Here is a 15,781-nt window from a genome sequence, read left to right on the forward strand (position 1 = left end):
CGAAGTGTTTATACGTATTTACTCCATAAGGAAGTACGTGCCGCTTGCTGCTAACAGTAAGTATCCCGTTGCCTGTCTTTCAGTGATTTGCAATGTACTAAGATTAGTTAAATGATAGCGTTCAATAAAATTTTTGGCGGGATTCGTTTTCATGAGACAGTTGGAGTGAAGATACGGTGATGACGGTTCGGATTCCATTGTGTCAGACTTAATAGTAGGAATACTTCGACGAGTTGTGGATTTGTACAGCCAAGGCTCCCCTCCACCAATACCAGACAGTTTGATTATTTTTCCCTTTCTGAAGTTAGTAGAGCTAATAATTCCATTTTATGGTATGTTATTTTTATGCTGATGTCATACTATAGGGGCTGCATAAGGATGATAGGCAATACGACAGAGAAAGAACGGACGATATTTGATCATGCTGGAAATACGATTAAGACAGAAGATCGAGAGATTCGAATTCTTGCCAAATATGAGGCACCACTGGTTGTCGTACTAGGAAATGTGCTTAGCAATGAGGAATGCGATGAGCTAATTAAACATTCTAGGGAACAATTGCAACGTTCAAAAATAGGCCAAGATCATGTGGTCAATCAAGTTAGAACGAGCAGCGGGGTGTTCTGTGAGGAGAATGAGACGGTTACAAGAATCGAGAAGCGATTCTCTCAAATAATGAATATTCCTGTTGAGAATGGTGATGGCTTGCAAGTTCTGCTGTATATCCCTGGTCAAGAGTATCAACCTCATTATGATTTCTTCGCAGAAACGAGTCGAGCAAGTGCCAACAATCGAATTAGTACGCTCGTGATGTATTTGAATGATGTGGAGGAAGGCGGAGAAACGACATTTCCCATGCTTAATCTTTCTATTTTTCCTAGCAAAGGTATGGCGGTCTACTTCGAATATTTTTATAGTAACCATGAATTAAATGATCTCACCTTGCATGCAGGTACACCAGTGATCAAAGGGGAAAAGTGGGTTGCAACGATGTGGATGAGAAGACAGGCCCTTCGCTTATCCTAGGTGTGATCATGTATTGAGTGGTTTGGAAGCAATGGAAAGTCAGGTTAAATCCACAACCGAATCCGGTTGTGGATTTTGCGTTTCAGGGATATGAAGCTATAGGATAAGGTCAACATGCTCTTTATACACGATTCTCACTATTTCAGATCAAATCCTTTGCTTTTTACATATTCCGTATATCCGCCCAACGGCAAATCTTCATCCAGCATGGCGATGAATTTCCCGGACCAGCTTGCCCTTTGTTTGTTATTCGTTCGCGCGCCATAGTACTCTTCAATTTCCCGGTCATATCTTTCGACCTTTGCTTTAAGATCAAGATCATCTTCATACTGGTTTTCAAAAAAGACGGCGGATCGCGGCAACCGCGGCTTTTGCTCGGGGAACTCGTCGGGAACGCCTACTGCAAGACCGACCAAAGGAATGACGAAGTCCGGCAGGCCAAGCCATTCGTCTAGTGCGGGCAGGGCCTCGTTAATTCCGCCGATAATCACGGCTCCGAGTCCCATCGATTCGGCCGCCACATTGGCATTTTGCAAGGCAAGCGCGGCGCTCAACACCGCGGTTTGGTAAAAATACGAGAAGCTCAGGTTACGGGCCATTTTTTCTTGTTGATCCGGGCCGGCGGCCAACATGATCCGATGAAGATCGGTGCAAAAAATAAAGAAGTACCCGCATTCCTCAATCCACGGATTTTTCGAATGCACCGCGATCTTCTTCCGCAGTTCCTGATCGGTAACGCCGATGATCGAGAACGGCTGCATATGCGCCGAGGTCGGTGCCATTTGCGCTGCATCGACAATGGCTTCGATTTGCTCGCCAGTCAACGGAATATTTTTAAACTTACGGATGGAGCGATGCTGGCGGATCACTTGCATGACCTCATTCATTAAAATTCCCTCCAAATAGTTGGTTTTTGTAGAAGCTGTATGAAGACCGTATTCCGTCAAATGGTTTCCATGGAAACAATAATAACAAGAAAAAGTTACCCTGTCAAATTGTTTCCGCGGAAACCATGATATAATGAAAAGAAAAAAGGTAGGCTTGCCTTATGCCAGATATGAATGATGATTTGTTTCAGCTCAAAAACCGCATCGAAAAGTCAGTGTACCGGCTCCTCATCAGCGAAACCGACGAGGACCAGGATCGGCTTTGGCTCATGGAGCACATCTCTGACGACCGGCTAAAAAAGATGCTGCCCCGCCTATCCGTCTCAAGCCTGCATGTGTTGGACGTCATTAATACGCATGAAGGCATTAAAGGGGTCGATATCGCCCGTGATATGGAGATAACGAAAGGCGCCGTCTCCAAAATTACTCGCAAATTGCTGGATCAGGGTCTGATTCGGAAAACCCAGCTGCCGGACAACCTGAAAGAAATTTATTTCTCCGTGACACCGCTCGGCGCCGAATTGGCCGAACTGCATCGGGTATTCCATCAGGAGAAGGATCAAAAAGCGATGGAATTGTTATCAAGTTTCGATACAGTGTCGTTGGAAATCGTGGCAGACTTTCTAGAGAAGCTGGCCAGTCTGCGGTAAGTTGCGAAGTCTAAACCGCACGCGTGCTCAATATAGATTATGGTTATGCATCCCCGTAGCTCGCCTCCATATGGAGCACACACAAAAAGACACCCTAAAAGATGTTTTTTTTGTGTTAGAAAAGGGGCTCAAAACCAAGCTTAACTAATTAATCAAACACTGATTTCGAGGTTGAGCCAGAAAAGGAACTCGGAAAGTGTTACATAATTCAGAGGGAAATGGTTCCAAACCTAGCCTAAAGTCTAGGTTCAGCCCCCACCTAAGACGGTTATGTCAGGCAAATAAGGCAGTTATAATGGATATATAACTCAGAGCGTGACTTATGAAGCCAAAGGAGTGTTTGAATATGAAGGCAGTAGAAGCGACTGCAAAGGTGCCATCAGGCAAGGTGAATTGGGCGCTTTTTAATCCAAAAACCTATGCAACGATCCTCTATTTATTGATATCTCTCCCGTTAGGGATTATCTATTTTACAGTAGCGATAACGGGACTCGCACTATCCATCGGATTAACTCCAATATTTATCGGAATTCCGCTGTTTTTTGGAGTAGCTAAGCTGTTGAATGGGATTGTGAATTTTGAACAAAGCATAATTAGACAAATTTTAGGTTTACCTACTCCTCTCGTTTCGCATACCTACAATCAACAGTCTGAAGCTGGGCAGAACTGGTTGATGCGAATGGTGAGAGGTTTTGACGGCGGGCTATTCATTCGAAATCTGCTGCTCGTATTACTAAGATTTGTAACAGGCATTATATTCTTTGTTATAATGGTGACGGTGATTTCACTAGGACTAGGATTTATTGCTCTTCCAGTCGTGCATATCATTTTGATGAATGAAATGCAGCTTGATATTTTAGAGAATACCTTGTTTAGTTATTTTCATATCGATTGGACTTATAATCAGCAATATCTGCTGTACGTAAGTGTTGGCCTTGTACTTTTTTGGATCGCGCTTCACGTCGTGAATGGACTCATGCAAATTCAGCGTAGAATCATGTATGTGGATGAGCCATATCAGCATTCGTCAGTTCCAGTGGAGTCACAAATGCATGCGCCGGTTCAGTCGCAATATTATGAGTACCAAGAGGAGCAGCCCACTCAAGGGATGATGCAGCCATCTTATAGAGAGCTTTAGAAGCTCTCTTTTTTTATGCATATCGTAAAAGTGCTAATCCCTCTATGAATGAGGTAGAATTAATAAAACTCAGGGACTCTAGTTTCACAATGAATCCCTGAGTTTATTTTTTTCACATGAAAATCTTGAGCTCTTAGAAAGCAGTTGTTGCAGAGTATCCTCTGTGATGGCTGCTTTTTTTTGTTGTCTCGGGTTGAAGCAAGCTGTGCTTCTCTGTCTCCGTATTTACATATAATACCATTTTGTAATATGACAAAACTAATGACAACACTCACTACTTGGCCGTCCTTTTTTTTAGTATAGTAGTCCCAAAGTATTCTCTGCGAAAGGATGAAAGAACGGTGACAAGGATGAGTAGAAAATTAGCAGTTATGGTTTTAATAGTTCTTTTTACAACGGGCATAATTCCGAGCAAGTTCGGCGCAGGCATTGGTAGCGTATCTACCGTTGCAGCGGCTGCAAACCTCTCCAGTCAGGACGGGATCGGATATAGCGGCCCTATTGCTGCGAATGAAGTGGTGGGAACCGCTTTTACGGGATACCAGGACTGGCCAAGCGGATTTACAAGGGGATCGAGTGCCTTCATCGGCGGAGTTTATGACGGCACGAGTATATGGATGATCCCTTATAATGCCGACCGATTGATCAAGGTCAATCCGTCCACAGGGGAAATGACGGGATATAGCAATTGGCCCGCCGGCTTCACTAAGGGGAGCAATGCATTTGCTGGAGGCGTTTATGACGGAACTAACATATGGCTAATTCCATATAGTGCAAATCAGATTATCAAAGTTAACGCGACTACTGGTGTAATGACGGGTTATAGCAGCTGGCCAGGTGGATCGAAAGGAAGCGATCAATTTATTGGTGGTACTTTTGACGGTACCAACATATGGCTTTCCCCCTATTCTGGCAGTCGCTTAATAAAGGTTGATGCAACGACTGGCGCAATGACTAGTTACAATAGTTGGCCAAGCGGAACGACCCTTGGAACTTATCCATTTTATGGTTCGATATTTGATGGTACTAGTATTTGGCTCATTCCGAGCAATGCCGATCGACTAATCAAGGTTGATCCGGCAACCGGGAATATGACTGGATTCAACAATTGGCCTAGCGGGTTCACCAAAGGTGCGGATGCATTCTCGGGAGGCGTCTTCGATGGAACGAATATATGGCTGATTCCGTCTAATGCCACTCAGCTGGTTAAAATCAATACGGCAACCAAAGTCATGACCGGATACTATGGATGGCCTAGCGGATTTACAAAAGGGAGCGGCAGCTTTGCAGGTGGCGTGTATGATGGCACTAGTATTTGGCTCATTCCGAACAATGCCGATCGGCTAATCAAGGTTGACTCGGCAACAGGTAAAATGACGGGATACAACAATTGGCCAAGTGGGTTTGCGAAACAAAATAATGCGTTTTTTGGCGGCGTTTATGATGGGGAAAATGTTTGGATGATTCCGTTTATGGCCGACCGTCTTATGAAATTCGGGGTTAGCTCCGATTTGAGCGGACTGACGCTGAGTAGCGGTACATTATCGCCAGCATTCAGTGCGGAGACAACAAGCTACACGGCGGGCGTCGCTAATGAAGTGACGAGTATAGATGTAACGCCAACGACAGCGGATGTTGATGCCACGGTGACGGTGAACGGTTCGGCCGTCGCGAGTGGGCAAGCGAAAGCAACGGCGCTGAACGTTGGGGATAACACGATTGCGGTTCAGGTCACCGCGAAAGACGGCACCACGAATAAAGGCTACGCCGTCACGGTTACGCGGGCGACATATGGTAGTGCTGACTTGAGCAGACTGACGCTGAGTGCGGGCACACTATCGCCGACATTCAATACGGCGACAACGAGCTACACGGCAAGCGTCGGCAATGAAGTTATGAGCGTCGACGTCACGCCGACGGCGGCGGATGCCACGGCAACGGTGACGGTGAACGGTTCGGCCGTCGCGAGTGGGCAAGCGAAAGCAACGGCGCTGAACGTTGGGAACAACGCGATTTCGGTTGAGGTTACCTCGAAAGACGGCATTACGAATAAAGGCTACGCCGTCACGGTAACGCGGGCGACATACGCTAGCGCCAACTTGAGCGGACTGACGCTGAGTGCGGGCACACTATCGCCGACATTCAATACGGCGACGACGAGCTACACAGCAAGCGTCGGTAGCGACGTGACGAGCCTCGAAGTCACGCCGACGGTGGAGGATGCCGATGCCACGATTTTGGTGAACGGTTCGGCCGTCGCGAGCGGACAAGCGAAAGCAACGGCGCTGAGCGTTGGGGACAACGCAATTATGGTTGAGGTTACCGCGAAAGACGGCATTACGAAGAAGAGCTACGCCGTCACAGTAACACGGGCGAACAACGGCAATAACGGCAATAACGGCAATAACAGCAATAACAGCAACAGCGGCGGGACGCAAGATATAATCGACACGGACGCGAATACGGTAATCTTGATCAACGGCAAAGCGGTAAACGCTGGCACGATAACAACTTCACGAAGGAATGAGCAAACGGTCACTACCATAGCCATCGATCCGAACAAGCTCGTTGAGATGCTGAAGCTGAGTGGTGAACGCTCCGTTGTGACGATCTCGGTCAACAACCCTTCCGATGTTTTGATAGGTGAGTTAAACGGCCTTATGATCAAAATGTTAGAAGAATACAATGCCGATCTGGAAATCAAGTCGGAAAAAGGCAGCTACAGAATTCCGGCTCAACAAATCAATATTGATGCCATATTGCGACAAGTTGGGACATCGGTGGATCTTAAAGACATTATAGTTCAGTTGGAAATAGCCTCACCCACTAGGGATAACATCAAGTTCGTCGATGATGCGGCAGAAAATTTGAACATCACCCTTATCGTTCCGCCGCTTGACTTTACCGTGAGAGCCATCTATGGCAATCAACAGGTGGAAGTAGCAAAGTTTAACGCTTTCATCGAACGTTCGATCGCTATACCGGATAGCATCGATCCGAGCCGAATTACGACAGGCGTAATTATCGATGCGAATGGAACGATTCGTCACGTGCCTACAAAGGTTATTCAACAAGAGGGCAAATATTTCGCGATTATCAATAGCTTAACGAACAGTACTTATTCGGTAATATGGAGCCATGTGGAGTTTAGCGATGTTGAGCATCATTGGGGTAAGCAAGCGATTAACGACATGGGCTCCCGGTTGGTCGTGCAAGGCACGGGAGAGGGTTTATTCAGCCCTGACAAACCGATTACACGTGCCGAGTTTGCGGAAATTGTCGTACGCGTACTGGGATTAAAGCCGGAGAGCGACGCCACAGGCTTTGTGGATGTGAAATCTTCGGATTGGTATAGCGACGCAGTTCGGACTGCGAAACAGTATCAATTAATCAGTGGATTTGAAGACGGAAGCTTCCGAGCGATGGAGATGATTACACGCGAGCAAGCAATGACGATAATTTCTAAGGCGATGACGCTTACCGGATTAAAGGATCGGCTTCCGGTTCAAGACGCGATCGTAACGCTTCGACCATTCGCGGATGGCGGACAGGTAGCCTCGTGGGCGCAAAGCGACGTAGCGGCTTGCATCTTGGCGGGGATCATCACAGGTAGAAGCGATGCTACCATTGCGGCGAAGGTAAGCGTCACAAGAGCGGAAGTAACGATCATGTTGCAACAATTATTGAAGAAGTCTGATCTGATTTAAAGGGAGAATTAGCGAATATATAAAATTATTCAATTGACTTTAATCACTTAAGCTACCTCCCTAAACATTCTAAGTGATGCGGCGGCGAATTGTGGATTTGCTAAGCCACGGCTTGCCTCCATACCTATTATCAGAAGAGACACCGTTTAGGTGTCTTCTTTGTTGTGCGTTCAGCGCCCAGCATGGGTGCTTGGAGATAACCAAATCCAGGAGTACCACTGGTTGAACCGAGAACAAGAATATTAACTAGTTAAGGGGATGTGAGAGTGAAATCTAGGGCAACGCCGACACCCGTTGAAGAACCGAATAGAATAACGTTTTGTAGTTGTAGAATTTTGGAGAATATAACTAGCAGAGCATTCAGTGTATTTTCAGCTTAGTATAAGCTTCAGATAAGCTTTGTTTAAGAAAGGTAATATATACTAATCGTATATTAAATCTATTGAAAGGAAGTGAGATACTATGCTGAAACGTACAATGTCTCTTATGCTTGTCTTAATCTTGACAATGGCTAGTGTGGTGGGGATTGCTTCTGCTAGTACAACAACGAAGGAAACGGTTATTAACATTTCTGATACAACAGTAACAGTTGATGGACAAAAGGCGTCAACGAGTTCATCGGCAGCTGTATATGCAGGAGCTAGTATTGTGTATTATGAGGAAGGACATGACAGTAGCTATGGAGAAGGTACAGATTCAGATGCACACAGTGCGGAGGAAGCAGCCGATCATACAGTTGTGACCATTACGAAACCTGGAGCTTATCGTGTATCAGGCAAGCTATCGAAAGGACAGCTTGCAATTGATTTGGGAGAGGATGCGGCTTCTGATCCTACAGCGGTCGTGACACTTATTTTAGACGGAGTAGATATTACGAATACAGTGGCTCCCGCAGTTATTTTCTACAATGTGTATGAGCCATACTCCAATACTGAGGACACAAAAGGAATTGTCGATCTTAGTGATGCAGGTGCACAGGTTATATTAGCAGATGACTCTGTCAACACTGTAAGCGGCTCTTATGTCGCACGAATTTATAAAGAGGGCACAACGAAAAAGCTTCATAAATATGATGGAGCCTTCTATTCTAAAATGTCCATGAACATTTCTGGAGAAGCTAAGGAAACAGGAGAGCTACATATTACTGCTACAAATGAAGGGCTCGATTCTGAGCTGCACTTAGCTCTCAACGGCGGAAAGGTTTATATTGAGGCTCAGGATGATGGAGTCAATACGAATGAGGATGGAATTTCGGTTACAAGTATCAATGGTGGATATCTCCACGTGAATGCAGGTCTAGGAGCAGAAGGTGATGGGATTGACTCCAACGGCTACTTAACAATTAACGGTGGAACTATTGTTACTATGGCTAACGACCGTAGCCCTGACGGTGGTATTGATGCTGATAGTGATATTATCATTAATGGTGGTACAGTGATTGCACTAGGAACGCGTAATGATGCTTCTTCTTCTACTTCTAAGCAGCCGTTTATTGAGTTGTCTTTTGCTACGACACAAGCAGTGGGAAGTATTATCAAATTAACAGACGCGGAAGGTAAGGAGCTTCTAAACCATACTGCGGAAAAGAACTTTCAAAGCGTAACATTTTCATCTGCTGACCTTAAGCTCAATACTGAATATCATCTGTACATGAATGGAGTACAGCAGCAATATACAGGAAATTCTTTTGGCATGATGGGTGGCGGCTTTGGTGGAAATCCTCCTACCGGTGGTAACGGACAAGCTGGACAAGGTACTCCTCCAACAGGTGAGCGTCCAGAAATGCCAGAGGGCACGCCTCCAGAAATTCCTGATGGTATGCAAGGAATGCGAGAAGGTGGCTTTAATCGAGATGGACAAAACACAACAGTAAGCGGTGAAGGCTCTACAGCATTCGTAATAACGAATTCTGTTCATAGCTTTTCAGGTATTTCCGAGGCGACTGACAATAACGATAAAACGAAAGTTACCTTTACCGTCAATAAAGGTGCTGGCATTCAAAGTGTAGCTTCGGGTGAAAGTATTGTATTGGAGGGAGTTACAGCAAGTGCAGCTGTTCCTGAAAGTGATATTCAGCTAACAGTAACAGATGTGCCTTCAGAGAACTATTCTGAAACGTATCTTCTATCTGAGTTGAAAGGTGACTTATCCAAAATTATGCCCAAGGAGGATGGGCAATATCGTCTTACCATTGCGGTAGTGTCCTCTAATGAAACATACACTGGGGTATCACAATGGCAATTTGCAATAGGTGTGTTACCCTTCACGGATGTGAAGTCAAACGACGCTTCTTATAATGCCATTAAGACTTTGTATGAAAAGGGAATTATGATTGGAACGAGCTCGACTCGGTTTTCACCAAATTCACCAGTAGCACGTGCAACTGCGATTACAACTCTTGGTAGACTTCTTAAAATAGAGCAAACTGAATCTAGCTCCTTCAATGATGTTGTGAAAAATAGCTGGTATAGCGGATATGTTGGTTGGGCAGTGGAAAGTGGACTTGTTATTGGCGATGGAAAAGGAAACTTCATGCCAAAGGCTAATCTGACTGCTGAGCAGATGAAGCTTGTTATATCGAGATATGTAGAATTGAGCGGATTAAATATTTCGGTAGACGATCTCTTCCCAAATACTCTTACGGGTACAATGACTCGCGCAGAGCTTGCGACTCTATTAAGTAAGCTGCTATAATCGCCTCGTGCTGACAATAGCATGAAAAGTATAAATGGAAATAGATTGTTGCATATGGCGACTGGGATTTATTTTTCAATTGAACCCTGCCAAAATGAGCGGGAGGCTCAAATCCCCTCGTCACACCAAAAACACCATTCGTATGAGGATGGTGTTTTTGGTGTGTGTAATCATGATTTCTAGTAATTTGATTTATGTAGGAGTTCCTTTATTTCTGTATTGAATTGTCTCCAACATGTAACTCGACTGCAAAATGTCGGGTTTTTCGTTCTTTTAAATTTTAAAATCTATGACACAGGATAATTGGATAAATATACTAATTTGTCATATGACAATATTGATGACAGCAGTAACTATTCTCTAAAATGATTTAATTATATAATAGATTGATAACATACAAATATGGAGATAGTGGGTTCACACCTCTTCTTCTTCCAAGAACAGTACGTATACGCTTTTCAAGTATATTTGTAGACGGACAGGTTATAAGTTAAGTTCATCACCCAGTGTAGTATAGTATATTGATTTTTTTTGATGAAAAGGGGAGAAACAATGAAAGAAAGAATTTCAATTCTATTAATGACTCTTATTATGGTATTCACGACAATCACACCCGGGTTGGTACCAAGAGCTGAGGCGGCAGGGGGGACAGTTACAAAGACCTACACAGCCACTGCTGATACGATGGAATTAAATGGTCAAGCGGAATATAACGGAATCTATGATCATGACGGCGATGCTATTCTCTATGTTGGAATGAGCAATAATGACGGCTTCGTCAATGTGCGCAATAGAATGGCTGCATCTTTTAATCTAGGTGCTCCAGAAGGGACTGTTGTATCAGCGGAGTTGGTCTTGACTGTTGCTACTGTATTAAGAGTCCCAGATCACACTTTGTACATGGAGGCAAGGGGTTCTGCTGCGAATAGTTTGGACCATAATTTTAATGGTTCCTTCCCCTCTGTAGATACAACTAGCCCTTATACAGATAAATTTACGGCGCAAAGCACTGCGGAAGTACCGATGGGTACGTATCTTCAGGATCAAAAGATTACACTAAACGTCAAGAGCTCTGTAGATGCCTTTACGGATGGTTCTGATCGCAATGTAACTTTTATACTTAACGGGAATGAAGCAGATATGGACAGCGGAAGATTCTTATTTTACTCCTTAGAAGCTTCTAATGCTGCATTCCGTCCGAAGCTAGTCGTTACTTATGAGACTGGACCGGTTAATAACCCTCCTACAGGAGCTTTCACAATTGTGGAGGGAGCAGCAACGAACACCAACACCGTCAATCTATCTGTAACAGGATCCGATCCTGATGCAGGCGATAGTGTTACCCATATGAGATTTGCCGATAGCGTTGCCAATTTATCAGCGGCATCTTGGCTGCCATTCAGCAATACAGCAACATTCAGTCTAAGCGGAGGAGATGGGTCGAAGACCATCTATATGCAGCTTATGGATTCCAACAATGGAGTCTCATCGAATTCTTCACAGACCATTCTATTGGATCAGACAGCTCCAACAGGAACAATCATTATTAATGATGGCGCTGCATGGACGAACTCGGCTACTGTCACCTTGAAAGGAACTTATACGGATGGAAGCGGCTCAGGAACTGATCAGGCGCGTCTCTCTAATATTAATGGCACTTGGCAGACCAGCTGGTTCAATATTGCTGACCTTAATGGGAGATCATGGGTCCTCCCGGCTGGTGAGGGAGCTAAGACCGTATATGTACAATATAAAGATAAAGTAAATAATTCGAGCAGCGGTGTTATTAGCAATGTGATTGCAGTAGATACGATCGCTCCTGATATTACGAATGTGGTAAATAATAAAGCATATAACAGCACAGTTTCTCCTCAATTTACGGAAGGCAGCGGATTGCTCAATGGGAATCCCTACACCAGTGGTACAACTATTACGCAGGATGGAAGCTATACGCTGATCGTCACTGATCCGGCAGGCAATAGTGCGACGGTGAGCTTCAAGGTTGATACGATAGCACCTGACGTGGTGGGAGTAGCGAATGGTGGTATATACAATACAAGCAAAACGATTACCTTTAACGAAGGGACAGCGACTTTAAACGGAGCAGCTTTTGTGAATAATACACAGGTTACAATAGGTGGTGTGTATACTCTAGTTGTAACAGATGATGCAGGCAATAAAACAACAGTAATCTTCGGGATTGATAAGGTAGCACCTATAGTGACGGGGATTGCCAACAATGGAAATTACAAAGCGGCTGTTAAAGTTTCCTTTAACGAAGGAACAGCAAAATTGAATGGTGCGCCGTTTGCCAGCGGGACGGATATTGATCAGGATGGCAGTTACACCCTGGTCGTAACGGATGAGGTAGGAAACGTAACTACCGTAAGCTTCAAGATTGATACAGTAGCTCCTACAGTTTCGGGTGTAACCGCTGGAGGAATATACAAAGCAAAGGTAACCCCGAGCTTTAATGAAGGAATGGCGACGTTGAACGGAGTTGCCTTTACCAGTGGCACGGATGTTGTACAGGATGGTGTTTACACTCTAGTCGTAACGGATGCGGCAGGTAATGTGGCAACCGTGAGTTTCGAGGTGGATAAGACCGCGCCAGTTGTGACGGGAGTGAGCGACGGTGATTTCTATAAAACGAAAGTAACCGTGGGCTTCAACGAAGGAACAGCAACATTGAATGGAGCGCCCTTTGCTAAGGATACAGAGATTGATCAAGATGGAGTCTACAGGCTCGTTGTCATAGATGCGGTAGGCAATGTAACAACAGTAGGCTTCGTAATTGATACGGTAGCTCCAGTGGTGACGGGAGTATCGGATGGCGGAGCTTACAAGATAAGTAAGACGTTAGATTATAACGAAGGAACAGCAACATTGAATGGGGCAGCCTTTACGAGTGGTACAGAAGTTACACAAGAAGGTATCTATACACTTGTTGTCACGGATCCCGCAGATAATGTAACAACGGTAGGCTTCACGATAGATAAGAGCGCTCCTGTTGTTACTGGAGTTGCGAACAATGGAATATTCACAACCAAGGTGACGGCAGAATTCAACGAAGGAACCGCGACGCTGAATGGAGTAGCCTATACGAGCGGTACAGAGATCGATCAGAACGACATCTATACACTAATTGTAACGGATGCGGCAGGTAATGTGACGACCATAAGCTTCACCATCGATACGTTAGCACCTACAATTACAGGAGTAAGCGAAGGTGGGGTTTATCAGTCGGTATCTCCTGAATTCAACGAAGGAACGGGAAAGCTGAATGGAACTACCTTTGTCAGCGGTACGGAGATCGTACTGGAGGGGGATTATACGCTGGTTGTAACGGACACCGCAGGTAATGCAACAACCGTTAATTTTAAGATTGACAATGTGGCACCTATGGTTACGGGAATAACGGAGGGTGAAATTTATAAATCGGTAACTCCCAGTTTCAACGAAGGAACGGCGAAGCTGAATGGAACTGCGTATATAAACGGTACAGAGATTGATCAGGATGGAACGTACACGCTGGTTGTAACGGATGCGGCAGGCAATGCGACAACCATTCAATTCCAAATTGATGCAACGGCACCAACGGGTACGGTCATCATTCAAGCAGGTGCAGAATGGACGAATGTGACGGACGTTACACTCTCTCTGACTAGCGATGACGGAAATAATGGCAGCGGTGTAGTGGAGATGCGCTTTTCTAGCAACGGAAGTGACTGGGGAAGCTGGGAGCCATCAGCGATAACAAAGGCTTGGAGTCCTATAACGGGTGACGGCGAGAAGACGGTATATGTACAGTTTAAAGACAAGGCTGGCAATGTGAGTGGAACAATCCATGATGTTATTAAGCTGGATCAAACAATACCTACTGGAACCATCATTATAAATAAAGGTGAAACCACGACAAGCAATAAGTTAGTGGCAGTAACTTTGACTTCTTCAGATGGCGCAGGCAGCGGTGTGACAGAAATGCGTTTTTCCGAAGATAATCTTACATGGTTGAATTGGGAGAATGTATTACTTGCGAAAAATTGGAGTTTAAAGGGTAGCTCGGGATTAAAGAAGCTTTACGTCCAATTCCGAGATGCTGCGGGTAATGTTAGTGTGGCCAATATGGCTTCAATTACTTACCAAGAAAGCTCTGGTTCTAACGGCGGCGGTTCTGGAAGTACGGGCAGCACAGGTAGCGTTCCTAGTGTGGATGCTGTCATTAGTACGGGCAGTAAGCCAGAGAATGTAGCTAAAGTTGATGTTGTTATTAGTACGGGCAGTAATTCGGAGAATGCAACTAAAGTTGATGTTAATATGGTAGAAGGAAAAAAGGTAACAACGGTCTTCTTGGAAGAAGCTCAACTTCAAGGATTGCTGAATGAATCGAGTGGCAAACCGGTTATTACTATTACAGTTCTTAACCATTCTGATGCCGTTCATTGGGAGATGAATGCTGAACTCCTACAAAGCTTGGTAAAGAAGAATGCAATCATTCAAGTGGTTACTGAAACCGCAGTATATACTCTTCCCTTAGATCAAGTTAGTGTTAATAAGTGGCGTAATCAATTAGGGGCTAATGTCCCTGTGCGGGATATGAAGATCAAGGTGGAACTGATTAATCTCCCTATGTCAGCATTTGACAATTTGGTTGATGAACAGATTTCACTTGTTGTGCCGCCAGTGAGTTTTTCTATTATAGGGTTATATGGGGATAAGGATATAGAATTAAATCAATTCGATACTTTTGTAGAAAGACGCATTGCAATACCCGCAGGGATGGATCTCACACGCATTACAACGGGAGTAAAGCTTATGTCGGATGGAACGATTGTTCACATCCCAACGAAGATAGTACATGAAGGTGGGCAAGATTACGCTAACCTTAATAGTATGACTAATAGCACTTATGGACTTATTTACAATAAAAAAACCTTTAATGATGTATCCGAACATTGGGCGGACGAAAGCATCAATGACCTAGCATCAAGACTTATCATCAATGGAGCAGACGAGCAACGGTTCTTACCGGATCGCGATATTACACGTGCAGAGTTTATGTCTATTATGATCAGAGCATTAGGCTTAAGCTCAGCTAACAAGACGTTTCATTTCAAGGATATAGAGGAGAAAGCATGGTATCATCAAGCCGTTCAGATCGGATATTCTTATGGGTTGGTCGATGGATATAGCGACGGTTCCTTCAACCCTAATGAGAAGATTACTAGACAGGAAGCGATGGTTATTCTATCTAGGGCAATGAAGCTTGTGGAACTGAATAAGGAGATAAATGTTACGAAGCAGCAAGAATTAATCAACCATTTCGAGGATAGTGAACAATTGGCATCTTGGGCTTATCAAGCTACAGCGTTAACCATTGAAGTCGGCGTTATTGGCGGTTACAAAGGCGAACTACGTCCTCTGCACAATATTACGAGAGCAGAAACCGCAGCAATCATTCAGCGACTTCTTCAAAAAGCCGAATTCATTTAATAAATAACTACGGCGAATTGTGGTTTTGCACAGTCACGGTTCGCCTCCACACTTTATCAGAAGAGACACCGTTTAGGTGTCTTTTTTGTTGTGGCGTGCCCAGAGGCACGCATTATCTAGTTGGTGAAAGTCCAACCGAAGGAGGGACCAAGCCACCTTCGTAGCTAGGATACCTGCGTATGGCGA

Annotated in this window: 8 protein-coding genes; 6 read left to right on the top strand and 2 right to left on the bottom strand. The window is 44.6% G+C overall.

Annotated features, from left to right (window positions below):
- Positions 1–18: 18 nt before the first annotated feature.
- Positions 19–153 (bottom strand): hypothetical protein, encoded by a 135-nt coding sequence (locus tag J2T13_RS19510; RefSeq protein WP_429374032.1) that lies wholly within the window; start codon positions 151–153, stop codon positions 19–21.
- A gap of 225 nt (positions 154–378) precedes the next feature.
- Here J2T13_RS19510 and J2T13_RS19515 point away from each other — a divergent pair, with 225 nt between their 5' ends.
- Positions 379–1,026, top strand: coding sequence for a 2OG-Fe(II) oxygenase (locus tag J2T13_RS19515; protein WP_429374033.1), 648 nt, complete (start codon positions 379–381; stop codon positions 1,024–1,026).
- A 137-nt stretch (positions 1,027–1,163) separates the two neighbouring features.
- On the opposite strand, the gene J2T13_RS19520 is transcribed toward J2T13_RS19515, so the two are convergent.
- Positions 1,164–1,913: an NADPH-dependent oxidoreductase gene (locus tag J2T13_RS19520; protein ID WP_429374034.1), complete on the bottom strand. Its 750-nt coding sequence runs from the start codon at positions 1,911–1,913 to the stop codon at positions 1,164–1,166.
- 161 nt (positions 1,914–2,074) lie between these two features.
- Here J2T13_RS19520 and J2T13_RS19525 point away from each other — a divergent pair, with 161 nt between their 5' ends.
- The 5 genes from J2T13_RS19525 (at position 2,075) to J2T13_RS19545 (ending at position 15,595) form a co-directional block, all read left to right on the top strand.
- Complete coding sequence (locus J2T13_RS19525; protein WP_429374035.1) at positions 2,075–2,563, top strand: MarR family transcriptional regulator; 489 nt, start codon at positions 2,075–2,077, stop codon at positions 2,561–2,563.
- 346 nt (positions 2,564–2,909) lie between these two features.
- On the top strand, positions 2,910–3,701 hold the full coding sequence (locus tag J2T13_RS19530) for a sensor domain-containing protein (RefSeq protein WP_429374036.1): 792 nt from the start codon (positions 2,910–2,912) through the stop codon (positions 3,699–3,701).
- 350 nt (positions 3,702–4,051) lie between these two features.
- Positions 4,052–7,408 (top strand): cadherin-like beta sandwich domain-containing protein, encoded by a 3,357-nt coding sequence (locus J2T13_RS19535; protein ID WP_429374037.1) that lies wholly within the window; start codon positions 4,052–4,054, stop codon positions 7,406–7,408.
- Positions 7,409–7,870: 462 nt separating this feature from the next.
- Positions 7,871–10,102 carry a carbohydrate-binding domain-containing protein gene (locus tag J2T13_RS19540; protein WP_429374038.1) on the top strand — a complete coding sequence of 744 codons (2,232 nt, stop codon included), beginning with the start codon at positions 7,871–7,873 and terminating at the stop codon, positions 10,100–10,102.
- A 552-nt stretch (positions 10,103–10,654) separates the two neighbouring features.
- Positions 10,655–15,595, top strand: a complete 4,941-nt coding sequence (locus J2T13_RS19545; protein WP_429374039.1) for an S-layer homology domain-containing protein — start codon at positions 10,655–10,657, stop codon at positions 15,593–15,595.
- Positions 15,596–15,781 lie beyond the last annotated feature (186 nt).

The organism is Paenibacillus sp. DS2015, from assembly GCF_050433705.1.
Classification (GTDB): Bacteria; Bacillota; Bacilli; order Paenibacillales; family Paenibacillaceae; genus Paenibacillus_AQ.

What these genes read in the sequence shown, in the direction of transcription:
- J2T13_RS19540 (WP_429374038.1), top strand. Translation starts at nt 7,871, where the DNA reads ATGCTGAAACGTACAATGTCTCTTATGCTTGTCTTAATCTTGACAATG.
- J2T13_RS19530 (WP_429374036.1), top strand. Translation starts at nt 2,910, where the DNA reads ATGAAGGCAGTAGAAGCGACTGCAAAGGTGCCATCAGGCAAGGTGAAT.
- J2T13_RS19535 (WP_429374037.1), top strand. Translation starts at nt 4,052, where the DNA reads ATGAGTAGAAAATTAGCAGTTATGGTTTTAATAGTTCTTTTTACAACG.
- J2T13_RS19520 (WP_429374034.1), bottom strand. Translation starts at nt 1,913, where the DNA reads ATGAATGAGGTCATGCAAGTGATCCGCCAGCATCGCTCCATCCGTAAG.
- J2T13_RS19545 (WP_429374039.1), top strand. Translation starts at nt 10,655, where the DNA reads ATGAAAGAAAGAATTTCAATTCTATTAATGACTCTTATTATGGTATTC.
- J2T13_RS19525 (WP_429374035.1), top strand. Translation starts at nt 2,075, where the DNA reads ATGCCAGATATGAATGATGATTTGTTTCAGCTCAAAAACCGCATCGAA.
- J2T13_RS19515 (WP_429374033.1), top strand. Translation starts at nt 379, where the DNA reads ATGATAGGCAATACGACAGAGAAAGAACGGACGATATTTGATCATGCT.
- J2T13_RS19510 (WP_429374032.1), bottom strand. Translation starts at nt 153, where the DNA reads ATGAAAACGAATCCCGCCAAAAATTTTATTGAACGCTATCATTTAACT.